A 22,085-nucleotide genomic window follows, 5' to 3' on the forward strand; every position below is an offset into this window, starting at 1 on the left:
ACGCGTCAGTACAAGATCATCTGCGTACACCGAAACATCGCGATCAGCTTGCCATCGCCGTTCGTCACCGTCGCGTCCCAGACGTGCGTGCTGCGTCCGAGATGCACCGCGCTCGCCTTCGCGACGATCTTCCCTTCGCGCGCCGTCGAAACGTGATTGCTCTTGAGTTCGAGCGTCGTGAAGTTCTGCGCCTTCTCCGGCAGATGCGCGATGCACGCGTAGCCGCAGCACGTATCCGCGAGCCCGACGACGGTCGCCGCGTGCAGAAAGCCGTTCGGCGCGAGCAGTTCCGGGCGGATCTCGAGTTCGCCGGTGAGCGCGCCTTCATCGAGCGAAAGCAACTGGATGCCGAGCAGATCGGGCAGGCGGCCTTTTTGGCGGTTGCGCAGGAAATCGAGCGTGACGTCGGGGCGAAGGGGCATGAGCGATCATCCGGTCGAGTAGAGAAAGCGCGCGCCATTGGCCAACCGGCCAGCGTGCCGCGCGTGTCGTTTGCCGATATTATCAACGGCTCGAATCATGTATCCGTTCTATAACGACGAAACCGTGCGCGCGGCTTCCGCACTTTCTCGCGCGCCGTACAAATATCAGGACATTCCATGACCGTGATCGTGGTGGCAAATCCGAAAGGCGGCGTCGGCAAGAGCACGCTCGCAACGAACCTGGCAGGCTATTTCGCCGCGAACGGCGAATGGGTCGCGCTCGCCGATCTCGACAAACAGCGCTCGGCGCACGGCTGGCTCTCGCTGCGCGTCGAGACGCTGCCGAAAATCGAGGAATGGGGCGTGAATCCCGATGCGCCCGTGAAGCCGCCGAAAGGTCTGGAAAAAGCCATCGTCGATACACCGGCCGGCGTGCACGGCAACCGGCTCGCGCTGGCGCTGCAACTGGCCGACAAGGTCATCGTGCCGTTGCAGCCGTCCATGTTCGACATTCTCGCGACGCAGGATTTTCTCGCGAAGCTGGCGAAGGAAAAGGCGGTGCGCAAAGGCTCGATACAGGTGGGCGTGGTCGGCATGCGCGTCGATGCGCGCACGCGCTCGGCGGACCAGCTGCATCGTTTCGTGGAAGGGCTCGATCTGCCGGTGCTGGCGTTTCTGCGCGACACGCAGAATTACGTGCAACTCGCCGCGCACGGTCTCACCATCTGGGATGTCGCGCAAAGCCGCGTCGAGAAAGACCTGGAGCAGTGGCAGCCGATCATCGACTGGGCGCAGAAGAAATGAAAAAAGCCGGCGCTCCACGACGGATGCGCCGGCTTCGTGCGGACAAAGCTCCGACGATTCACGTCCAGTTCTGCGTCGGCACGTGATCGCGGCTGCCCTTGATGCGGTTGTTTTCATCGACGAACACGAGATTCGGCTTCCAGCCCGCCGCGATCTCCTTTTCGTCCACCTGCGCGAATGCCGCGATGATGACGAGATCGCCCAGTTGCGCGCGCCGCGCCGCCGACCCGTTCAGCGAAATCATGCCGCTGCCGCGCTCGCCCTTGATCGCATACGTGGTCAGGCGCTCGCCGTTGTTCACGTTCCAGATGTCGATCTGCTCGTTCTCCAGGAGATTGGCCGCTTCGAGCAGATCCTCGTCGATGGCGCACGAGCCTTCGTAGTGCAGCTCGCAGTGCGTGACCGTCGCGCGATGAATCTTCGATTTGAGCATGGTGCGTTGCATGTTGCGGACTTCCTTCAGATTTCCAGATTGTCGATGAGGCGCGTCGCGCCGAGCTTCGCCGCCGCGAGCACGACGAGCGGCGCATCCGCGTCCGCCTCGCCCGGCGCGAGCAGGTCGGCGCGCTTGCGCACGCTCACGTAGTCGGGCTTCCAGCCGCGCTCGGCGAGCGCGTTCATGGCGTCGCGTTCGAGCGCGGCGATATCGCGGTTGCCCGACAGCACGGCTTCGCGCACGCGCTGCAGTTGCGCGGCAAGCTGCGGCGCCTCCGCGCGCTCGGCAGGCGACAGAAAGCGGTTGCGCGATGACAGCGCGAGGCCGTCTTCGTCCCGCACGGTCTCGGCGGCGACGATCTCCGTCGGCAGCGCGAACTGATGGCACATCTGCCGCACGATCATCAACTGCTGGTAGTCCTTCTTGCCGAACACCGCGACGCGCGGCTGCACGCACGACATCAGCTTCATCACGACCGTGCACACGCCATGAAAGAAGCCAGGGCGGAATTCGCCTTCGAGAATGTCGCCGAGATTGTGCGGCGGATGCACGCGATACTGCTGCGGCTCCGGATACATGTCCTTCTCGGTCGGCGCGAACAGCACGTAGACGTTCTCGCGCTGCAGCTTTTCGATGTCGTCCTGCAACGTGCGCGGATATTTGTCGAAGTCTTCGTTCGGCCCGAATTGCAGGCGGTTCACGAAGATGCTCGCGACCACGGGATCGCCATGCTGACGCGCGAGCCGCATCAGCGAGAGATGGCCTTCGTGAAGATTGCCCATCGTCGGGACGAAGGCGGTTCGGTTCTGGCCGCGCAACTGGTCGCGCAGTTCATGGATCGAGCTGATGACTTTCATCGAGCGGGTGTCTCCTGGCGGGCGGCGTGAAAATCGGCTGCCCCGAGGCAAATGTGGGAGAAAAGCGGGTTCTTAGGCAGGAGAGTACGCCAGCCGGACGTAGATGGGCGCATACGGCTCGGCCTGCGTGATTTCGAGCAGCGATTCGCGCGACAACTCCAGCATCGCGATGAAGTTCACGACGACCACCGGCACGCCGCGCGACGTATCGAAAAGCTCCGTGAACTCCATGAAGCGCGCGGTTTGCAGGCGGCGCAGAATGATGCTCATGTGCTCGCGCACCGAAAGCTCTTCGCGCGAAATCTTGTGATGCTGCACGAGCTTGGCGCGCTTGATGACGTCGGCCCAGGCGGCGCGCAGGTCGTTCATGTCGACGTCCGGGAAGCGTTGCACCGACGCCTGCTCGATATACACCTCCGCGCGCAGGAAGTCGCGGCCGAGTTGCGGCAACTGGTCGATGCGCTGCGCCGCGAGCTTCATCTGCTCGTATTCCAACAGCCGGCGCACGAGTTCGGCGCGCGGGTCTTCGGCGTCCTCGCCAGTGTCGGCCTTCTTGACCGGCAGCAGCATGCGCGACTTGATCTCGATGAGCATGGCCGCCATCAGCAGATATTCCGACGCCAGTTCCAGATTCGACTGGCGAATCTGGTCCACGTAGCCGAGATACTGCGCGGTGACATCCGCCATCGGAATGTCGAGCACGTTGAAATTCTGCTTGCGGATCAGGTAGAGCAGCAGGTCCAGCGGGCCTTCGAACGCTTCCAGAAAGACTTCGAGCGCGTCCGGCGGAATGTACAAATCCGTCGGCAGCTTCCAGAGCGGCTCGCCGTACAGATGCGCGATCGCGACGCCGTCGATGGTGTCGGGCGTCGAATCGGTCGCGGGCGCGGCGAGCGCCACGTCGCGATTTTCGCGTGCATCTTCCCGCGCTGCTTGCGGCTCCTGGCCGGCGCTCACGTTCAGAAGTTCTGGTAGTACACGTAAGGCGTCTGCTTCACGCGCGATGTCTGCTGACGCGCGCGCTCGTCCAGATCGACGGGCTGTTTGTCCCACAAGAGCGCGCGGCCGCGGCGCTGTTCGTCTTCCAGCGAGGGTTTCTGCGCTTTCAGCTGATTGATGAACTGGGTGATGTCCGACTGATACATGATCCGGCTTCCGTTGAGTCGATTCGGTTCGATGAGGGCGGCGCGCCCGGGCAAACGGGCGCGCGAGTTCGTCGGCGATTTTACCGCAAGGAGAGGCGCGGTCCACGCATATCGGCACTTGCCGCGCTCGCGCACGGAACCCGCCGGGCCTCCGAGCCGTCCAACGGCGCACGGCTCTCGCGCCGTACCGTGCTTTTTTACGTCGCCCGCGCGCATCGATGTGGTGAAATAGCGCCTGCGCCGTGCGGCGCAAGCCGTACCGAAGCCGCATCGAAGCCGCACCCGCTGGACCGCTTCACCTTTCGATTCCCACTCATCCCGATGCCGGAGGTCACGTTTGGCGGGGCGTTTGTCTGATTCGCTGCGCGCGCTGCGCAACCTGGCCGCAACACCGCGCACAGCGAAACCGTTTGCGCCTCCTGGCCGCAATCGCCCGGCCGCCGTCGCCGGGTTCCGTCTGGCGTCGGCTGCGCTCGCGGTGCTTGCATTGCTCGCGGCCGCGACGCCCGCCTTCGCGAAATACGACGTGGATATCGACGCCCCGCGCAGCATCAAGAAGCTGTTGCAGGATCATCTCGACCTCGCGCGGTTCGCCAAGCGCGACGACGTGAGCGACGACCAGTTCCAGTTCCTCGTCACCGCGACGCCGAAAGACGTGCGCGATCTCGTCGCGACCGAGGGCTATTTCACGCCGGTCGTGCGCACGGACGTCAACACGGCGGGCGAGAAGCGTTCGGTGAAAGTCAGCGTCGATCCCGGTCCGCAGACGAAAGTCGCGTCGGTGGACCTGAAGTTCACGGGCGCGGTAACGACGGAAGACCGCAAGCAAGAAAACGCCGCGCGGTTCGCGTTTTCGGTCAACGAAGGCGACGCCTTCTCGCAGCACGCCTGGGACGACGCGAAGAGCGCGGCGCTGCGCGCGCTGCAATCGCGCCGCTATCTCGGCGCGCGCATCGTGCGGTCGCAGGCGCGCATCAATCCGCGCACGCAGATGGCGGATCTCTCGGTCACGTTCGACAGCGGCCCGACTTTCACCTTCGGCAAGCTCGACATCAGCGGCACGAAGCGTTATCCGCAGAAGATCATCGAGAACGTGAATCCGATCCACGAAGGCGAAATCTACGACATCGCCCGCGTCAACGAGCTTCAGCGGCAGGTGCAGAACACGCCGTATTACGCGAGCGTCGCAATCGACGCGAGCAACGACGTCACCAAACCTATCGAGACGCCGCTGCATATCAAGGTGAGCGAGTATCCGTACAACAGCGTGCGCTACGGCGTCGGCTACGCGACGGACACGGGCTTCCACATTCAGGGCGCTTACAGCTACCTGAATACGTTCGGCGCGGCGTACCCGTTCACCATCTCCGGACGCCTCGACCAGACGCAGCAGTACGGCCGCGTGCAGCTCGCCATGCCGCCGGATTCGCGCGGCTGGGTCAACGCCGTGTTCGGCTCGTACACGATCACGGACGTATCGGATACGAAGATCTACAGCGCGCGCGTCGGCGTGCAGCGTTCACGCTCGACGCAGAACATCGACACCACGTACTCCCTGACCTTTTACGACGACCGTCTCACGCAGAACGAGCCGAACCCGTCGACCGCGCGCGCGCTCGTGCCCGCGTGGACGTGGGTGCGCCGCGACGTCGACGATCCGCTATTCCCGCGCCGCGGCAACGTGATTCGAGCGGAAGCGGGCTTCGCCGTGAAAAACGTCATGACCGATCAGACGTTCGCGCGCCTCTACACGAACGCGCAGCAGTACCTGCCGCTCGGCAAGAACGATTTGCTGGTGTTTCGCGCCGAGTTCGGCGGCGTGTTTACGACGGGGCCGTCGAGCGGCGTGCCGGCGTCGCTGCTGTTCCGCGCGGGCGGCGCGAATTCGGTGCGCGGCTATAGCTATCTGGGTATCGGCCACAATGTGTCCGGTTCGGTGTTGCCGACCAAGTACATGGTGACGGGCAGCAGCGAGTATCAGCACTGGTTCACGCACGACTGGGGCGGCGCGGTGTTCTTCGACATCGGCACGGCGACCGATACGTGGCACGAGCGCGTGTTCCAGCCCGGCGTGGGCGTCGGCGCACGCTGGCGCAGCCCGGTCGGGCCGGTCAACGTGGACGTCGCCTACGGCCTGAAGAACAAGAGCATCAAGCCGTATCTGACGCTCGGCATCGCGTTCTGAGCACGCCATGAGCGATCTTCCCGACAACGAACGCATGACGGAACCCGACGCGCAAGCAGGCGGCAATGGCAACGGCAACGGCGAAGCGCCGAAAACGCCGCCGCGCCGCAGCGGCGGGCGGCGCGCGCTGCGCTGGCTCGCGGCGCTGGTGCTCATCGTTCTGATCATCGTCGTGCTGGCGCTCGGCACGGTGTTCTTCGCGCTCACGACCGAGCCGGGCACGCGCTATCTGTGGCAGGCGGCGACCTCGCTCCTCGGCGGCCGGCTCACCGGCAAGCTGGACGGCGGCGCGGTCGCCACGGGCCTGCAATTGCGCGATGTCCACTGGAAGAGTCTCGACGGCAAGGGCACCGACATCGCCGTCGACAGCGTGTCGGGCCGCTGGTCGCTCACGCGCGAACCGCTGCGCTTTACCATCGACTATCTGCATGTCGGTACCATCGACGCGCGCATCGCGCCATCGAATGAGCCGAGCAAGAAGACTGAACTGCCGAAGGACCTGCGCCTGCCGATCCAGCTGGTCGTCCGCGATCTCAGCGTCGAAAAACTCCGGCTGCATCAGGGGACGACGACCACCGAATTCTCGCGCCTGCTCTTCAACGGGCGCAGCGACGGCCGGCATCACGAGGCGACGGTGCAGCGTCTCGACACGCCGTTCGGCGCGGTGACGGCGGCCGCGAAGCTCGACGGCGGCGCGCGGCCGTTCCCGCTCACGGGCGACGTGACCTACGCGGGCAAGGTCAGCGGCGAGACGGTGCAGGTCGGCGCGCGCCTTTCGGGTTCGCTCGAAGACCTCGTCGCGGACGTGAATGCGAGCGGCCTGAAGCTCGCGGGCCAGGCGCACGTCGAAGCGACGCCGTTCGCCGACGTGCCGCTCAAGCTCGCCATCGTCACCGCCGATCACATCAATCCGCAGGCGTTCAGCGCGGGCGCGCCCGCCGCCGATCTCGCCGTGCGCGCGGAAGTGAAGCCGGTGCCGGACGCGAAAACCTTCGTGGTGAGCGGGCCGGTGTCGATCGTCAACGCGAAACCCGGTTCCATCGACAAGAAGCTGCTGCCGCTCATCGACGCGCGGGCGAACGTGCGGCTCGACGCGTCGGCGCAGCGCATCGCGGATCTGAACGTGCGGCTTCTGAAGAACGCGACGATCACGGGCGGCGGCGCGCTGTCGGGCGGCAACGGACAGTTCGACCTGAACGTGGCGAAGCTCGACCTGAACGCCATCGAGCCGAGCGTGCGGCCGACGGACTTCGCGGGTCCCGTGCGCGTCGTGCTGGCGGGCGATACGCAAACCGTCACCGCCGATCTCAACGATCCGCGCGCCGCCATCCGCGCGCAGGCGAAGGTGAAACTCGATCCTAAAGCGACCACGCTCGACGACGTGAAGCTGATCGTCGCGAAGGGCCGCGTGGAGGCGAGCGGCGCGCTGAAGAAAGACGCGAATTCGAGCTACGACGTCAAAGCGAAGTTCATCGACTTCAATCCGCTGCAACTGACGCAGCAACTCGTTCAGCCGAAGCCTGCCGCGAAGAAAGGACCGCCGCCGCGCGTGATCGAGGCCCGCGTGAACGGCACGCTCGCCGCCTCGGGCATGCTCGCGCCGACGCTCACGACGAAAGCCACGTTCAAGCTGAACGACAGCACATACGACAACCTGCCGCTCACCGGCGCAGGCACGGTGCAGGTGGCGGGCATGCGCCTGCTGCCGAGCACGGCGCAGCTTTCGATTGCGGGTAACGATGTCGATCTGAACGGCAGTTTCGGCGCGCCCGGCGACCGGCTGCGCTTTCGCGTCGACGCGCCGCAACTGGAGCGGCTCGGCTTCGGCATCGCCGGCACCGTGAAGGCGGACGGCGATCTCACCGGCTCGCTCGCGCATCCAAATGTCGCGGCGAACTATCAGGCCGATGGCGTGGTGTTCGGCGCGAATCGGCTCGGCCACGCCGAAGGCCGCGCCGATATCCGCGACGGCGCAAACGGCGCGCTGAACTTCACGCTGAAGGCGCGCGACGCGAGCACGACGGGCATCGAAGTCGCGACGCTCGACGCCAATCTGAACGGCACGCGCATGCAGCACACGCTCGCTGTCACCGCCACCGGCAAGGTTCAGGGTCAGGCCGTGAACCTGGCGCTCGGCGCGAACGGCAAGTTCACCGACGCCGCCGACGGCCCGCACTGGGACGGCACCATCACGAAGCTGTCGAACAAGGGCACGCCGTCGGTGAATCTCGAAGCGCCGCTCGCGGTGAGCTACGGGCCGAAGCGCATCGTGCTCGGCGCGACGCGGCTCGTCGCGGAGGGCGCGGTGCTCGATCTCAAGTCGTTCGCGCTGGAGAACGGGCGCATGCAATCAGCCGGCACGCTCACGAATCTCTCGGTGCCGCGTTTGATGGAAGTGCGGCGGGAGATGACGGGCGAGGAATCGTCGCTGCGCACCGATCTCGTTTTCGACGGCGACTGGAACTTCTCGCTCGGCTCGACGGCAACCGGCTACGCGCAGATCAAACGCCGCGCCGGGGACGTGACCATCGACGGCACGCGCGGCGTCGCGGCGCTCGGCATTTCCGATATCGTCGCGCGCGCGGATTTCACCGGCGGCAATCGCCTGAACGCGACGCTGCATGCGCAGGCGAGCCGCATCGGCGTGATCGACGCGAACGCGCACACGACGCTCGTCACCCGCGACGGCGCGCTCACCGTCGCGGACGAAGCGCCGCTCACCGGCGCCATCGACGCAAACATTCCCGAACTGCGCACGACCGGCGGCCTGCTCGGCGCGAACTATCTGCTCGGCGGCAGACTCGCGCTGAAACTGACGATCGCGGGCATCGTCGCGAAGCCGACGCTCTCCGGTTCGCTGACGGGCGACAACGTGTCCGCGACGGTCGTGGATCAGGGCGTGCAGTTGAAGGACGGCATCATCCGGATCGCGCTGTCGGAGAATCTCGTCGACTTCCGGCAAGTGGAGTTCCACGGCGCGAGCGGCACCTTGCGCGCGACCGGCAAGGTGCGGCTCGACCAGCAGCAGCCCGACCTGACGGCGAGCATCATCGCGGACAAGCTCGAACTCTTCGCGTCGCCGGACCGGCAACTCATGCTCTCGGGCAGCGCGAGCATCGCGAATGCGGGTCTGCAAGGCGGCATGGCGATCAACGGCAAGTTTACCGTCGATCACGGATTGTTCGACTTGCCGGAAAGTTCGGCGCCCGCGCTCGGCGACGACGTCGTGGTCATGCGTCCGGACGGCACGGTGAAGGGCGAGAACGCGAAATCGTTCGAAGCCGCGACGGAGAAACCGGTCGGGCCGTTCACGCCGCGCGCGAATATCGATATCGACCTCGGGCAGCGGTTCCGTTTCAAGGGCGCGGGCGCCGACCTCGGCCTTGCCGGCACGATCACCGCGATGAGCGCGCCGAACATGCCGCTGCGCGCGGTCGGCAACGTGCGCGTGACGCCCGGATCGACCTACACGGCGTTCGGCCGCAAGCTGAACATCGAGAACGGCTTCTTCACGTTCAACGGCCCGGTGACGAATCCCGGCCTGAATATTCTCGCGATGCGCCGCAATCAGGAAATCGAGGCGGGCGTGCAGGTGACGGGCACCGTGCAGTCGCCGGTGGCGAAGCTCATTTCGGAGCCGAACGTGCCGGACAATGAAAAGCTTTCGTGGCTGCTGTTCGGCCACGGCACGGATCAGGGCAACAACATCGGCCAGCAAAGCGCGATGACGAGCGCGCTCGCGCTTCTCGGCGGGTCGAGCGGCAAGCGCATCGCGCAGACGTTCGGGCTCGACGAGTTCTCCATCGGATCCAGCGAAGTCGGGCTGACGGATCAGCAGGTCGTGCTGATTTCTAAGGCGATCAACGAGCGGCTCGTGATCGGCTACGAGCAGGGGCTGCAGTCGGCGGCCAACGCGGTCAAGGCGACGTTGAGCCTGTCGCGCTTCTGGTCCGTGACGGCGTATGGCGGCACGTATCAGGGCGTCGATCTGTCGTACACGCGGCGGTTCAATTCGTGGATGCGGCTCTTTGCGTCGAGCTCGCCGGATTCGCGGTCGGCGGAGCAGCCTTCGGCGGCATCGGGCGCGTCGGGCGTGTCAGCGCCGTTCGGGGCATCGGCGACGGCGGTGGATTCGGACTAAGCGCCGCGCGTCGCGCTCTTCGCAGATTCGCCGGGGACCGTTTGCGACAGGTTATCGGGCCACTTTCAGTCGCATCCCTCTCATCTCAAGTTGCCCAGCGGCGCCCACGCCTGCCACCGAAACACGATCATCGCCTCGATGTCCTGATCGTTGATCCCACCAAGCAGCCGCAGCCTCCTGAAACGTGGCTTCGGCTGATCACCACATTTCGTCCAATGCTTCGCTGACTGCGACTCGTTGCGCCGTTTTCATAACGGCGTTATGATTTTTCGAAAGCCACGGCGCGGTCGTTAATGCGCGGAGCGGTCCACGAATCAGCATGGATGTCTTGCCTCTGATGGCATGCGTGCATCCGAGAGGCGGGCGATGAAAGCGGAACCAACCAAGCAAGCCCCGGCACAGCCGGCTCCCAAGGCGTTGCGGCGATACTTGTCGCTCGATGACTTCGAGATCGCCGCGCGGCGGCATCTTCCGCGGCCCATATTCGGGTACATCTCGGGTGCGGCCGAGCGCAACGCATCGCTGGACGACAACGAACGGGCGTATTCGGAATATCGCTTCGTGACGCGCGTGCTTCGAGACGTGTCCCGGCGCACGCAAGCGACGACACTGCTCGGCAAGACGTATCGCGCTCCGTTCGGCATCGCGCCGATGGGCATTTCCGCATTGTCCGCTTACCGTGGCGACCTCGTGCAAGCACAAGCCGCTCGCGATGCCGGCATCCCGATGATCATGAGCGGCTCGTCGCTCATTCCTCTTGAGACAGTGGCCAAGGAAGCGTCCGGCACATGGTTTCAGGCCTATCTTCCCGGCGAGCCCGAGAAGATTCGCGCGCTGATCGAACGTGTCGAACGCGCCGGCTACGACACGCTCGTTCTGACAGTCGACACGGCCGTGCTGGCCAATCGCGAGAACAATATCCGCACGGGATTTTCGACACCGCTTAAGCCGAGCATGCGGCTCGCGTGGGACGGCGTCACGCGCCCTCGGTGGCTCTTCGGCACCGCGCTCAGAACGCTCGTCAATCACGGCATGCCGCACTTCGAGAACTCGTATGCGACGAGGGGCGCGCCCATCTTCTCGGGCCGCGTGGTGCGCGATTTCGGCGCGAAGGACCACCTGAACTGGAGCCATGTGCGTCAGATCCGGGCGCAATGGACCGGAAAGCTCGTGATCAAAGGCATCATGGCAACCGACGACGCGATCGCCGCGCGAGATTACGGCGCCGATGGAATCATCATCTCGAACCACGGCGGGCGACAGCTGGACGGCACCGCCGCGCCGCTTCGCGTGCTGCCTGGAATCGCGAATGCAGTCGGTCACGACATCGCGGTGATGATCGACGGAGGCGTCCGGCGGGGTACCGATGTTCTGAAGGCGCTCGCGCTCGGCGCGGATTTCGTCTTCGTCGGCCGGCCGTTCAACTATGCCGCCTCGGTGGCCGGCAAGGCGGGCGTCGGGCACGCAATCGCAATCCTGCAAGCAGAGGTGCAACGCAATCTCGGCTTGCTCGGCGTCGTTGGCATCGACGAATTGACGCCGGACGTCCTGATCAGGTTGCCGGAAGGCGTGGCTGCAAGCCAAAGGTACGGGCAATGAAATCGCACAATAAGGATGACGAACAAATAGACCGGTCAGTGGCCGCTGTCGACAGGACGCTTTCCTTGCTCGAAGCGTTTCTGTGCGAACCTGGCGGCCGGTCGCTGTCGGATCTGGAACAGCAAACGGGGCTCTTCAAGAGCGTCATTCTCCGATACATGCTTTCGCTCGAAGCACGCGGCTTCGTGCACAAGGAGCAAAACGGCATGTACCGGTTGGGCTACAAGGCCGCCCAGCTCGGCCGTGCATTCGAAAGCAGCGTGGGGCTCGTGACGACATTGCAGCCGGTCGTCGAGCGGCTCAGCGAGAAAACCGGCGCGAGCGCGTCAGTCTATGTGCGGGACGGCGACGCGCGCCTTTGTCTGCTGCGGGCGGAACCCGAGCGTGATGTTCGCGTGGCGATCCGCGCCGGCACGCGGCGTCCAATGGACAAGTCGGCGTCGAGTCTCGCTTTCAAACGCTTCGAGCGCAAAACCGTGCAGGCATTCGCGAGCGCGGGCGTGGCGGGCATCGTTTCGTCGGCGGGCGTCGGTGACCCGCTGCTCGCGTCGATGGCCGCGCCGCTTTTCGGTATGTCCGATGCGTTCGTCGGCGTGCTGACGCTTTCGGGCGTGATTGGCCACTTCGATGTGGACGATGAACGTATCCGCTCGCAACTCTTCGACGAAGCGCTCGCTGCCAGCGCATTGCTTGGCGCGGCGCCGTGATTCAGCGTCGTCGATCTGCGTCATAAATCTGCCGAGCCGGCCGCTGCGTGGGCTCAGGCCTGACGGCGCTCGCCGGTGCCGTACATGCGCTCGCAAAACGCCATGCTTGCCCCGAGCCGTCGTGAAAGATCGGACGCAGCCTGAAGTTGCGGCGCAATCAGCTCGCCGGTTTCGCGCGCCTCGTTCAAGCGCGAGGCGGGGCCGGACAACGTCAACGCGGCCATGAATTCGGCATCGGGTCCGAAGACCGGCGTGGCGAATGCCGCCGTATGCACGTCCCGCGCACCTGATGTGAAAAGCGGAAGCTGCGGCGGCTCCGAAAAGATCGGTTCGCGCAGTCCCCAGTAACGGATCACCTGGCCGATCGCGGTGTCGTCGAGCGGAAGCGATGTTCCCGCGAGCCGGGTCTCGCGCAGACCCTCGGACGGCTCCGCGCGGAACAGGCATAGACGCTGGTTTTTCTCGAGCACGTAATACGAGGCGCTTTCCTTCGTTTGCGCCGCGAGCGCGAAGAGTATGGGCTCGACCACTGACGACAGATGAAACGACTGCTCATACAGCTTGCCCAGATAAAGCACGCGCGCGCCGAGTCCGTACATGCCGTCGTCGGAACGCACGACGTAACCCATGCGTTCGAGCGAGTTCATTAGCCGATAAACCGTCGTTTTGTGCATGCCCGACGCGCTTGCGAGCGCAGCAAGTGAAAGTTTTTCCTTGCCGAGCCTGAAGCAGTCGAGCAGGCCGAGCGCTCGTTCGACCGCGACCACACCGTCGTTTCCCATCTCGTCCCCTTGACGTTCATCCTCTCGGCGCATTGTACACAGTAAAACAATGGTGCGCACCGTAAAAGGGTTAACGCTACTGGCTCGCACATCGAGCGCGCGTTAAAGTGGTTTCACTTCGTACACCACTGTTGCACACAGTACAACTCTCCCCTGAGGTTAGTCCATGAGCACCGACACGAATCAATCGATCATCCGCGACATCGAGCGCGTTTCACCCGAACTCGTCCAAGCTGCGGCGAAGTTCCAGGCCGCCATCCTCGCCGACGTCGCAGGCCGGCGCGGCACCGTGCACGGCCGCGTGAAGCCGCTGTCCCCAAAGATGAAAGTCGCGGGACCGGCGATCACCGTCGAGGTGCGACAAGGCGACAATCTCGCGATCCACGCCGCGCTGGCGGTCGCGAAGCCGGGCGATGTGATCGTCGTGGACGGCAAGGGCGACGTGAGCTGCGCGCTGCTCGGCGAGATCATGGCGACGCAGGCGAAGGTCAGCGGCATCGCGGGCATCGTCATCGACGCAGCGGTGCGCGACGCGCACGAACTCGCGAACGGCGACTATCCGATCTTCTCCGCCGGCCTGAATCCGTGCGGCCCGACCAAGAGCGTGGCCGGTCTCGTCAACCATCCGATTTCCGCAGGCGGCACGGCGGTCAATCCCGGCGATCTCGTGGTCGGCGATGCCGACGGCGTCGTCGTGATTCCGCGCGCGGACGTCGCGCGCATCGTCGAACTCGCGCAGAAGAAGCTGGATATGGAAACGGCGCGTATCGCGGCGATCCACAAGGGGGATGTGCGTCCTGGCTGGCTCGACAAGGAACTGCGCGCGGCGGGCATGCTGGCCGAATGCGAGGTTCTGTAATGAACACGACTGCTCAGGAGCCCGTCGTTCTCGTCACGGCCGCCGATCTCGCGCCGCAAGCGCTCGACATGCTGCACGCGTTCAAGGTCGTGTTCGCCGGCAAGCAGCCGACCGAAGACGACATCGTTGCGCTGTGTGAGAAGACGAAGCCGGTCGCGATCATCGTCCGTTACGGCAAGATCAACGCGCGCATCATGGATGCAGCGGAAAACTTGCAAGTGATTTCGAAGCACGGCAGCGGCATCGACGTGATCGATCAGGATGCCGCCGCCGCGCGCGGCATCGCGGTGCGCGCGGCAGTCGGCGCGAACGCGGCGGCGGTCGCCGAGCACGCGTGGGCGCTCATTCTTGCGTGCGCGAAGTCGGTGCCGCAGCTCGACGTTCGCATGCGCGCCGGTCACTGGGACAAGTCCACGCACAAGTCCTTCGAACTCGACGGCCGCACGCTCGGCGTGGTCGGGCTGGGTTCGATCGGCCGTCGCGTCGCGGCCATCGGCGTCGCGTTCGGCATGAACGTGCTCGCGTTCGATCCGTTCGCGAAGGAAGCGCCGCACGGCGTGACGCTCGCGTCGATGGACGACATCTACGCCGCGGCCGACGTGCTCTCGCTCAACTGCCCGCTGACGGACGAAAACCGCAACATGATCAATCGCGACACGCTTGCTTGCATGAAGCAGGGCGCGATTCTCGTGAACACCGCGCGCGGCGGGCTGATCGACGAAGCCGCGCTCGTCGAGGCGCTCGCGAGCGGCCGGTTGCGCTCGGCGGGCGTCGATAGCTTCGCGGTCGAGCCGATGACGCATCCGCACCCGTTCCAGTCCGTGCCGAATCTGATTTTGTCGCCGCACGTCGGCGGCGTCAGCGAAGCGGCCTACGTGAACATGGGCAAGGGCGCTGCAGCCAACGTGCTCGCGGTCATCGAGGAAAACGCCCGCAAGGTGGCGTGACATTCGCAGGAATACTGAGCATGTACTATCTCACGTCGCCCGAAGTGCGCGAAGCGCAGGTGTTCACGCGCATGCCGGAGAAGTACCGCAAGGCGGATGTGCAGACGGATTGGGCACGCGCCAATCGCGGCGGCATGACCACCGATTCGTTTCTCGAAGGTCCTGTATGGGACCCGCGCGGCCACCTTTACGTGACCGACATCCCTTACGGCCGCATCTTTCGCATTTCGCTCTCGGGCGAGTGGGATCTCGTCGCGCAGTACGACGGCGAGCCCAACGGGATGAAGTTGTTCGACGACGCGCACCTTCTCATCACCGACTATCGCAACGGCCTGATGTTGCTCGACATCGAGCGCGGGGAAGTGAAGCCTTACCTCGAGCGCCGCAACTCCGAGCGCTTCAAGGGCGTGAACGACCTGACCTTCGATTCGCACGGCAACCTGTATTTCACGGATCAGGGCCAGTCCGGCCTGCACGATCCGACAGGCCGCGTGTATCGGCTGTCGCCGGACGGCAAGCTCGACATGCTGCTCGGTAATTGCCCGAGCCCGAACGGACTCGTGCTGTCGCCGGACGAGAAGGTGCTTTACGTCGGCATGACGCGCGGCAACTGCGTGTGGCGCGTGCCGTTGCAGGCGGACGGCTCGGTCAGCAAGGTCGGGCAGTTCTTCACGTCCTACGGCCCGAGCGGCCCCGACGGTCTCACGATCGACTCGGACGGCCGGTTGTTCATCGCGAATCCGGGGCTTGGCCGCGTGTGGGTGCTCAATCGCCGCGCCGAGCCGGTCGAGATTCTGACCGCGCAGGAAGGCGTGTCGCTCACGAATCTGTGTTTCGGCGGCGCGGACATGAAGACGCTCTACATGACGGAGTCGACGAACGGTCTGGTGTTGAAAGCCGACATGAGCGTTTGCGGACCGCTTCCCAAACAAGCGAAGAAATACTAAGGCTTTGTCGTCGACGGGCCATGCACGCCTGCGCGACGAGAAGTCGAGACATTGCGCCCAAGCAGCGCGATGGAGGAGCCACTCATGCAACTCTCGCAAACCATCGATGAAACCCGCAGCGCGCGTTCGAAGAACGCGGCGAGCGGCACCGTGCTCGCCAGCGAAGACTTCGCGGCCAGCGAACGCACGCTCGCGAAGGCGTTCCGGCGCATTCTTCCGTTCATCTTCCTCTGCTACGTCGTCAGCTATCTCGACCGAACGAATGTCGGCTTCGCCGCGCTGACGATGAACAAAGACCTCGGTCTCACAGGCGAGCAATTCGGCCTCGCTGCCGGACTGTTTTCGATCGGCTACTTCCTGTTCGAGATTCCGAGCAACCTCATCATGCAGAGGGTCGGGGCGCGGGTCTGGATCGCGCGCATCATGATCACCTGGGGCGTGTGCTCGATGCTGACCGCGTTCGTCGTCGGCCCGAAGAGCTTCGCCGGCGCGCGGTTCCTGCTCGGCATCGCGGAAGCCGGATTCACGCCCGGCATCTATCTCTATTTCACGCACTGGTTTCCCGGCAAATGGCGCGCCAAGGTGACGGCCGCGTTCCTCGTCGGCATTCCCGTCGCGAACATGATCGGCTCGCCGATCTCCGGCGCGCTGCTTCAGCTGGGCGGACTGCACGGCCTGAAAAGCTGGCAATGGCTGCTGCTGATCGAAGGCCTGCCCGCCGTGCTGCTCGGCGTTGCATGTTTGTTCATCCTCGCGGATCGTCCCGACAAGGCCAGCTGGCTCAGCGACGAGGAGAAGGCCACGCTCGCCCGGCGCCTCGCCGCGGAACAGAAGGATATCGGCAGCAAGCACGGCAGCACGTTGCGCGACGCCATGACCAACTGGCGGGTGTTCGTGCTCGCGTTCATCAACTTCTGCGGGATCGTCGGATCGGTGGGCGTCGGCTTGTGGATGCCGCAGATCATCAAGCAGTTCGGCGTCACGCACTCGGTCGTCGGCTGGCTGACGGCGCTTCCTTACCTGATCGGCGCGTTCGCGATGCTGTGGTGGGCGCGCGTGGCGAACAAGGCGCAAAAGCGCGTGCCGTACGTCGCCGGCGCTTTGCTGGTCGCCGCCGCCGCGCTCGCATGCAGCGCGCTGACCGACGTGCCGCTCCTCAAGCTCATCGCCCTGTGTTTCACCGTCAGCGGAATTCTCGCGTTCCAGGCGACGTACTGGGCGATTCCCTCCAGCTTTCTCACCGGCCGCGCCGCGGCGGGCGGCCTCGCGCTCATCGTGTCCGTCGGCAATCTCGGCGGCTTCGCGGGACCGTCGATGATCGGCGCGCTCAAGCAGATGTCCGGCGGCTTCACGCTGCCGCTGCTGGCCGTCTCCGCCGTGCTGCTGATCGGCGCGCTGACGATCGCATGGCTCGGCGATCCCGGCGCGAATGCCGGCGAAGCCAGCGCCGCGCGCAAGTCGTGAAAGCCTGCGTCCACAAAATTTATAACCCTGTTTGGAGACGAAATGTCCGTGAAGAAGGCTCACAAGAAAGCCAAGCTTAGAACCGGTCTTGCGCTTGGGACGGTCGCAGTCGCAAGCATGACGTGCGCGTCCGGCGCGGCGCGCGCGCAAAGCAGCGTGACGCTGTACGGCATCGCCGATGTCGGCGTCGAGTATCTGAACAACACCAGTGCCGGCGGATCGCAAGTGAGAGAAGTGTCCGGCAATCTCTCCGGCTCGCGCTGGGGCCTGAAGGGCGTCGAAGACATGGGCGGCGGGCTGAAGGCGCTGTTCAACCTCGAGGCCGGCTTCAATATCAACGACGGAACGAGCTCGCAGTCGACCCGCGGCCTCGGCACGAACCCGACGACGACCTCGCGCCTCTTCGGTCGGCAGGCGTGGGTCGGTCTCAGCTACAAAGGGCAGCAGTTGACGCTGGGTCGCCAGAACGCGCTGATTTACGAACAGTCGGTGACGTTCGATCCGATGGGCGTCTCGTCGCGGTACTCAGCGCTGTCGCTCGACTATGCGCTCGCCGCTCGCATCGACAATTCGGTGAAGTACACCGGCAAGTTCGGTCCGCTGACCGCGCAGGCGATGTACAGCACGCGCTACGACACGGGCTACGGTTCCGAAGTGCCCGGCGCGCTCATCACCGGCCGGTTCTTCAGCGGCGCGTTGACCTATGCGAGCGGCCCGATCGCGGCGACCGCCGTCTACGAACAGCGCAACAGCAACACGCTGACCACTAACACGAGCACTGAGCGCCGCGCGCTCGCCGCCGCGACGTATAGCTTCGGTCCGGTGACGGCTTATGCGGGCTACCGCTATCTGCGGGCATCGAACACATTCCTGCCGGCCAATCCGATCGCCGTCGCCAACGGTTCGGCCGCCAATGCCGCCAACCTGTACTGGCTCGGCGCGCAATATCTGATCACGCCGTCGTTCCAGTTGACCGCGGTCGGCTACTACCACGACGTTCATTCGACCGGCGCCGATCCGTGGCTGGCCGTCATCAACGCCGACTACTTCCTGTCGAAGCGCACCGACCTCTACGCGACCGTCGGTTACGCGCACAACAAGGACAAGTCGGCGCTTGGCGTGAACGGCTACGGCACGGTCGCGCCCGGCTACAACCAGACCGGCGTCACAGTCGGCCTGCGCCAGAAGTTCTGACGAGGAAACCGCCGTGCAGATCGTCCATGCGCCTCACTTGCCCGTCCGCGAAGAATGGCTCGCGCGCCGTCAGGAGCCGATTCTGGAGCCGGATCTCCCCATCGTCGATGCGCATCATCATCTGTGGGACCGGCAGAGCGGGCGCTATCTGACGGACGAGTTCGCGCGCGATGTCGGCAGCGGGCATCGCATCGTAGCGAGCGTGTATGTGCAATGCCGCTCGATGCTGCGCGAGCACGGTCCCGCGGCGATGAAGCCGGTCGGCGAAGCGGAGTTCGCCAACGGCATCGCCGCGATGTTCGCAAGCGGGGCGTATGGACCGACGAGAGCCTGCGATGCGATCGTCGGCGGCGCGGATCTCGCGCTGGGCGATGCGGTCGCGCCCGTGCTCGAAGCCATGCTTCAGGTCACGGGCGGCCGTTTGCGCGGCATCCGCAATCCGCTGGCGTGGCATTCGAGCGCGGACGTGGTTTCGAGCCCGGTGACGCCGCCGCGCGATCTCATGGCGAACGCCGACTTCCGGCGAGGCGTGAAGACGCTGGCGCGCTACGGGCTGTCGCTGGACGCGTGGGTCTATCACACGCAACTCGCGGAGCTGTACGAACTCGCGAACGCCGCGCCGGATGTGACCGTGGTCATCGACCACTTCGGCGGCCCGCTCGGCGTCGGACCGCACGCGAACAACCGCGAGCAGGTCATCGCCGCATGGCGGCAGGGGCTCGCGCGGCTGGCGAGCCTGCCCAACACGCGCATGAAGCTGGGCGGCGCGGGCATGACCGTGTTCGGCTTCGGGTTCGGCTTCGGGTTCGGCTTCGCGTCGCGCGAAACGCCGCCTTCGTCGGAGGAACTCGCCGCTGCGTGGCGTCCTTACTTCGAGACCTGCATCGAACTCTTCGGCGCGAAGCGTTGCATGTTCGAGAGCAACTTCCCCGTGGACAAGGGCATGTTCAGCTACGGCGTGCTGTGGAACGCCTTCAAGCGGCTGGCGCAGTCATTGTCAGCGGATGAAAAATCCGCGCTATTCAGCGGCACCGCCGCGGCGACGTATCGCCTGCGGCTACCAGGAGACGAGTCATGAAAACCAGCGCTAGCGTCGCATCGGGCGCAACCGGAAGGGAAATCGGCAGCCAAGCCGAAGGGAAGCGTTACAAGGACATCACGCGCGGGGAGTGGCGCTCGCTGTCGCTCGCCGGTCTCGGCTGGACGTTCGAGAGCTATGACTCGTTCCTCCTCTCGCTTCTCTTGCCGACGCTTGCGCTGCAGTTCGGTCTGTCGAAAGCCCAGCTCGGGCTTTTCACGAGCATCACGGCCGCCGGGCAGATTCTCGGCGGCATCCTGTTCGGCTATGTGTCCGACCGGCTGGGGCGCGTGCGCACGGCGCTGCTTTGCATCGGCATCTATTCGCTGTTCTCCGGGCTGCTCGCGTTTGCGCCGAACGAGCACTGGTTCGCGACGATCCGCTTCTTCGGCGCGCTCGGCATGGGCGGGACGTGGACGGCGGGCGCGGCGCTCATCGCCGAAACGTGGCACGCGAGCCGCCGTGGGAAGGGCGGGGCGCTGATGCAGATGGGACTGCCCATCGGCGCGATCCTCGCGATCACGATCTCGGGCATCGTCAGCGGCGTCAACGAGGGTCTCGCGGGCCACGGATGGCGCGTGCTGTTCCTGATCGGCGCATTGCCGTTCTTCATCCTGTTTTTCGTCGCGCGCAAGACGCCCGAGTCGCCCATCTGGCTCGAACGCAAACGCGCGAGGGCGCAGGCAAAGACCGCGCCCGTCGATGCGAAGCTGAACGTCCGCGGTCTGCTCACTGCGTTCATGTTCATCTTCTTTCTGCAATACCTGTACTGGGGCGTGTTCACCTGGACGCCGACGTTCCTCGTCACGGTGAAGCACCTCGATTTCGTGCATAGCCTCAAGTTCGTGCTCGCGCTGCAATTCGGCGCAATCGCCGGCTTTCTGATGTTTTCCGCTCTCGTCGATCGCCTCGGCCGCCGGCCGATGTTCATGGCGTATCTGCTCGTCGGCGCGGCGGCGGTGTTCGGCTACATCCTGTCGTCGAATGCGCTCGTGCTGATGGTCGCCATCTTCTTCACGGGCTTCAGCGTGAACGGCATCTTCGCGGGCGCCGGACCGTTTCTCGCCGAAATCATCGGCAATACGGCATCGCGCGGCTTTCTCATGGGCCTCGCGTACAACGGCGGGCGGCTCGGTGGATTCATCGCGCCGCTCGTCATCGGGACACTCGCAACGACTGCGGGCGGCTTCGTGCTCGGCTTGTCGACGACCATCGTCGCGTTCATCGCCGCCGCGATCGTCGTGTTCTTCGCGCCCGAGACGCGCGGCAAGACGCTCGCATGACGACCGCCGCACATCAGCCGGGATGGATCGGCAGGCTCTTTCCCGCTCTCAATGAAGCGTCGCTGCGGCGCTATCTGAGCGGGCAGGTCGCGTCGGTGCTGGGAAGCTGGACGCAGAACGTGACGCTGAACCTGCTCGTGTATCACCTGTCGGGTTCGGCGGCGATCCTCGCGCTGCTCAACTTCCTGTTGTACGGGCCGCAACTGGTCGTCGCGCCCGTCGCCGGATCGCGCATTCGCGCGGAGAACGCGCGTCGCGTGACGCTGTGCGTGCTCACGGCGTCGCTCATTTTGACGGGCAGTCTGATCACGCTGTCCGCATTGCATCTGCTGAATGTGCCGCTGATTCTCGCGCACGCGCTGGCGATCGGCATTTCGAGTGCGATCGAAGTGCCCGCGCGTCAGGTGTTGCTGCTGACGAGCCTGCGCGATACGAGCCTGACATCGAACGCGGTCGCGATGAACACCATGGTCTATAACGTCGGCCGCATGGTCGGCCCGACGATTGCGGGATTCGTCTATCCGACGCTCGGTCCGCGCGCATCGTTCGCGATCTACGCGCTCGCGCTGTGTTTCATGGCGATATGCGTGCGTTCGATTCGACTGTCCACGGAGGCACGGGCCTCGCGCGCGGACAGCAGCTTGCGCGACGCCGTGGGCTATGTGATGTCGGACGCGTTTTCCGCGCGCTATCTGCCGATCCTCGCTTGCATCGGCCTTTTCGCGGCGAGCTACCAGACGCTCGTGCCGCTTCTCGCGGACCGCGCGTTCCACGACGCCGCGCGTTTCACGGGCGTGTTCTTCGCTTGCGCGGGCGCGGGTTCGCTGAGTTCGGCCGTGCTGCTCTCGTCGGCGCTGGGTCCGCGCGCGTCGGCGCGGTTCATCGCGTGGGCGCCGTGGACCGCGATCATCGCGCTGATGGTGCTCGCCACGACGAGCGCGGTAGGCGCATCGATGCCCGCGTTCTACGCGCTGGGCTTCAGCCTCACGTTCGCGGCGACATCGACGAACGCGACCATCCAGCGCCGCTGCCCCGAGCACGTTCGCGGCGGACTCGTCGGCATGTACGGCATGGCCTACAACGGGACGATGCCGTTCGGTTATCTGCTCGTCGGCACGATATCCGAGGCGCTCGGCGTGCGCCACACATTCGCGGCGATGGCGGTGGTGCTCGCGGTGGGCGTCCTGTCCATCGTCGCGTGGCAACGATTCAAACTACAGCGCGAAGGCGCATAA

Annotated in this window: 19 protein-coding genes; 13 read left to right on the top strand and 6 right to left on the bottom strand. The window is 65.0% G+C overall.

What is annotated here, in order from left to right:
- Positions 1-5 precede the first annotated feature (5 nt).
- Positions 6-422, bottom strand: coding sequence for a PaaI family thioesterase (locus tag NCR34_RS03945; protein ID WP_250499114.1), 417 nt, complete (start codon positions 420-422; stop codon positions 6-8).
- Positions 423-599: 177 nt separating this feature from the next.
- On the opposite strand from NCR34_RS03945, the gene NCR34_RS03950 reads away from it, so the two are divergent.
- Positions 600-1,226, top strand: a complete 627-nt coding sequence (locus tag NCR34_RS03950) for a nucleotide-binding protein (RefSeq protein WP_250499115.1) — start codon at positions 600-602, stop codon at positions 1,224-1,226.
- A 58-nt stretch (positions 1,227-1,284) separates the two neighbouring features.
- Here NCR34_RS03950 and panD read toward each other — a convergent pair whose 3' ends face one another.
- From panD to NCR34_RS03970, 4 genes are all read right to left on the bottom strand, one after another.
- Positions 1,285-1,671, bottom strand: a complete 387-nt coding sequence (gene panD / locus NCR34_RS03955) for an aspartate 1-decarboxylase (RefSeq protein ID WP_250499116.1) — start codon at positions 1,669-1,671, stop codon at positions 1,285-1,287.
- Positions 1,672-1,685: 14 nt separating this feature from the next.
- Positions 1,686-2,519, bottom strand: coding sequence for a pantoate--beta-alanine ligase (panC, locus tag NCR34_RS03960; protein ID WP_248321513.1), 834 nt, complete (start codon positions 2,517-2,519; stop codon positions 1,686-1,688).
- 72 nt (positions 2,520-2,591) lie between these two features.
- Positions 2,592-3,419, bottom strand: coding sequence for a segregation and condensation protein A (locus NCR34_RS03965; RefSeq protein ID WP_175940607.1), 828 nt, complete (start codon positions 3,417-3,419; stop codon positions 2,592-2,594).
- 59 nt (positions 3,420-3,478) lie between these two features.
- Positions 3,479-3,667, bottom strand: a complete 189-nt coding sequence (locus NCR34_RS03970; protein ID WP_250499255.1) for a DUF3460 family protein — start codon at positions 3,665-3,667, stop codon at positions 3,479-3,481.
- A gap of 454 nt (positions 3,668-4,121) precedes the next feature.
- Here NCR34_RS03970 and NCR34_RS03975 point away from each other — a divergent pair, with 454 nt between their 5' ends.
- From NCR34_RS03975 to NCR34_RS03990, 4 genes are all read left to right on the top strand, one after another.
- Positions 4,122-5,849, top strand: coding sequence for an autotransporter assembly complex protein TamA (locus NCR34_RS03975; RefSeq protein WP_284506479.1), 1,728 nt, complete (start codon positions 4,122-4,124; stop codon positions 5,847-5,849).
- 7 nt (positions 5,850-5,856) lie between these two features.
- Positions 5,857-9,990 (top strand): translocation/assembly module TamB domain-containing protein, encoded by a 4,134-nt coding sequence (locus NCR34_RS03980; protein WP_250499117.1) that lies wholly within the window; start codon positions 5,857-5,859, stop codon positions 9,988-9,990.
- Between the two features lie 366 nt (positions 9,991-10,356).
- Positions 10,357-11,589 carry an alpha-hydroxy acid oxidase gene (locus NCR34_RS03985; RefSeq protein ID WP_250499118.1) on the top strand — a complete coding sequence of 411 codons (1,233 nt, stop codon included), beginning with the start codon at positions 10,357-10,359 and terminating at the stop codon, positions 11,587-11,589.
- Entirely contained in the window at positions 11,586-12,296 is a 711-nt protein-coding gene (locus tag NCR34_RS03990; protein ID WP_250499119.1) for an IclR family transcriptional regulator, read from the top strand. The genes NCR34_RS03985 and NCR34_RS03990 overlap by 4 nt, the downstream gene beginning before the upstream one ends.
- A gap of 53 nt (positions 12,297-12,349) precedes the next feature.
- On the opposite strand, the gene NCR34_RS03995 is transcribed toward NCR34_RS03990, so the two are convergent.
- A complete protein-coding gene (locus tag NCR34_RS03995) occupies positions 12,350-13,078 on the bottom strand; it encodes an IclR family transcriptional regulator (RefSeq protein WP_206470315.1) in 729 nt (242 codons plus the stop codon).
- A gap of 166 nt (positions 13,079-13,244) precedes the next feature.
- Between NCR34_RS03995 and NCR34_RS04000 the strand changes: the two genes are divergently transcribed.
- The 8 genes from NCR34_RS04000 (at position 13,245) to NCR34_RS04035 (ending at position 22,085) form a co-directional block, all read left to right on the top strand.
- Positions 13,245-13,937, top strand: a complete 693-nt coding sequence (locus NCR34_RS04000) for an RraA family protein (RefSeq protein WP_250499120.1) — start codon at positions 13,245-13,247, stop codon at positions 13,935-13,937.
- Positions 13,937-14,884, top strand: a complete 948-nt coding sequence (locus NCR34_RS04005) for a hydroxyacid dehydrogenase (RefSeq protein ID WP_250499121.1) — start codon at positions 13,937-13,939, stop codon at positions 14,882-14,884. Before NCR34_RS04000 ends, NCR34_RS04005 begins: the two co-directional genes overlap by 1 nt.
- A gap of 20 nt (positions 14,885-14,904) precedes the next feature.
- Positions 14,905-15,831, top strand: a complete 927-nt coding sequence (locus NCR34_RS04010; RefSeq protein WP_250499122.1) for an SMP-30/gluconolactonase/LRE family protein — start codon at positions 14,905-14,907, stop codon at positions 15,829-15,831.
- 84 nt (positions 15,832-15,915) lie between these two features.
- Positions 15,916-17,295, top strand: coding sequence for an MFS transporter (locus tag NCR34_RS04015; RefSeq protein WP_250499123.1), 1,380 nt, complete (start codon positions 15,916-15,918; stop codon positions 17,293-17,295).
- Between the two features lie 42 nt (positions 17,296-17,337).
- Positions 17,338-18,489 (top strand): porin, encoded by a 1,152-nt coding sequence (locus NCR34_RS04020; RefSeq protein ID WP_502800041.1) that lies wholly within the window; start codon positions 17,338-17,340, stop codon positions 18,487-18,489.
- Positions 18,490-18,502: 13 nt separating this feature from the next.
- Positions 18,503-19,567: an amidohydrolase family protein gene (locus tag NCR34_RS04025; RefSeq protein ID WP_250499125.1), complete on the top strand. Its 1,065-nt coding sequence runs from the start codon at positions 18,503-18,505 to the stop codon at positions 19,565-19,567.
- Positions 19,564-20,850, top strand: a complete 1,287-nt coding sequence (locus NCR34_RS04030) for an MFS transporter (RefSeq protein ID WP_250499126.1) — start codon at positions 19,564-19,566, stop codon at positions 20,848-20,850. Before NCR34_RS04025 ends, NCR34_RS04030 begins: the two co-directional genes overlap by 4 nt.
- A complete protein-coding gene (locus NCR34_RS04035; RefSeq protein ID WP_250499127.1) occupies positions 20,847-22,085 on the top strand; it encodes an MFS transporter in 1,239 nt (412 codons plus the stop codon). The genes NCR34_RS04030 and NCR34_RS04035 overlap by 4 nt, the downstream gene beginning before the upstream one ends.

The sequence above is a fragment of the Caballeronia sp. GAWG1-5s-s genome, from assembly GCF_023631445.1.
GTDB lineage: Bacteria > Pseudomonadota > Gammaproteobacteria > Burkholderiales > Burkholderiaceae > Caballeronia.

Coding starts and splice junctions, on each gene's coding strand:
- NCR34_RS03945 (WP_250499114.1), bottom strand. CDS start 422: ATGCCCCTTCGCCCCGACGTCACGCTCGATTTCCTGCGCAACCGCCAA.
- NCR34_RS03950 (WP_250499115.1), top strand. CDS start 600: ATGACCGTGATCGTGGTGGCAAATCCGAAAGGCGGCGTCGGCAAGAGC.
- panD (WP_250499116.1), bottom strand. CDS start 1,671: ATGCAACGCACCATGCTCAAATCGAAGATTCATCGCGCGACGGTCACG.
- panC (WP_248321513.1), bottom strand. CDS start 2,519: ATGAAAGTCATCAGCTCGATCCATGAACTGCGCGACCAGTTGCGCGGC.
- NCR34_RS03980 (WP_250499117.1), top strand. CDS start 5,857: ATGAGCGATCTTCCCGACAACGAACGCATGACGGAACCCGACGCGCAA.
- NCR34_RS03985 (WP_250499118.1), top strand. CDS start 10,357: ATGAAAGCGGAACCAACCAAGCAAGCCCCGGCACAGCCGGCTCCCAAG.
- NCR34_RS03990 (WP_250499119.1), top strand. CDS start 11,586: ATGAAATCGCACAATAAGGATGACGAACAAATAGACCGGTCAGTGGCC.
- NCR34_RS03995 (WP_206470315.1), bottom strand. CDS start 13,078: ATGGGAAACGACGGTGTGGTCGCGGTCGAACGAGCGCTCGGCCTGCTC.
- NCR34_RS04000 (WP_250499120.1), top strand. CDS start 13,245: ATGAGCACCGACACGAATCAATCGATCATCCGCGACATCGAGCGCGTT.
- NCR34_RS04005 (WP_250499121.1), top strand. CDS start 13,937: ATGAACACGACTGCTCAGGAGCCCGTCGTTCTCGTCACGGCCGCCGAT.
- NCR34_RS04010 (WP_250499122.1), top strand. CDS start 14,905: ATGTACTATCTCACGTCGCCCGAAGTGCGCGAAGCGCAGGTGTTCACG.
- NCR34_RS04015 (WP_250499123.1), top strand. CDS start 15,916: ATGCAACTCTCGCAAACCATCGATGAAACCCGCAGCGCGCGTTCGAAG.
- NCR34_RS04020 (WP_502800041.1), top strand. CDS start 17,338: ATGTCCGTGAAGAAGGCTCACAAGAAAGCCAAGCTTAGAACCGGTCTT.
- NCR34_RS04030 (WP_250499126.1), top strand. CDS start 19,564: ATGAAAACCAGCGCTAGCGTCGCATCGGGCGCAACCGGAAGGGAAATC.
- NCR34_RS04035 (WP_250499127.1), top strand. CDS start 20,847: ATGACGACCGCCGCACATCAGCCGGGATGGATCGGCAGGCTCTTTCCC.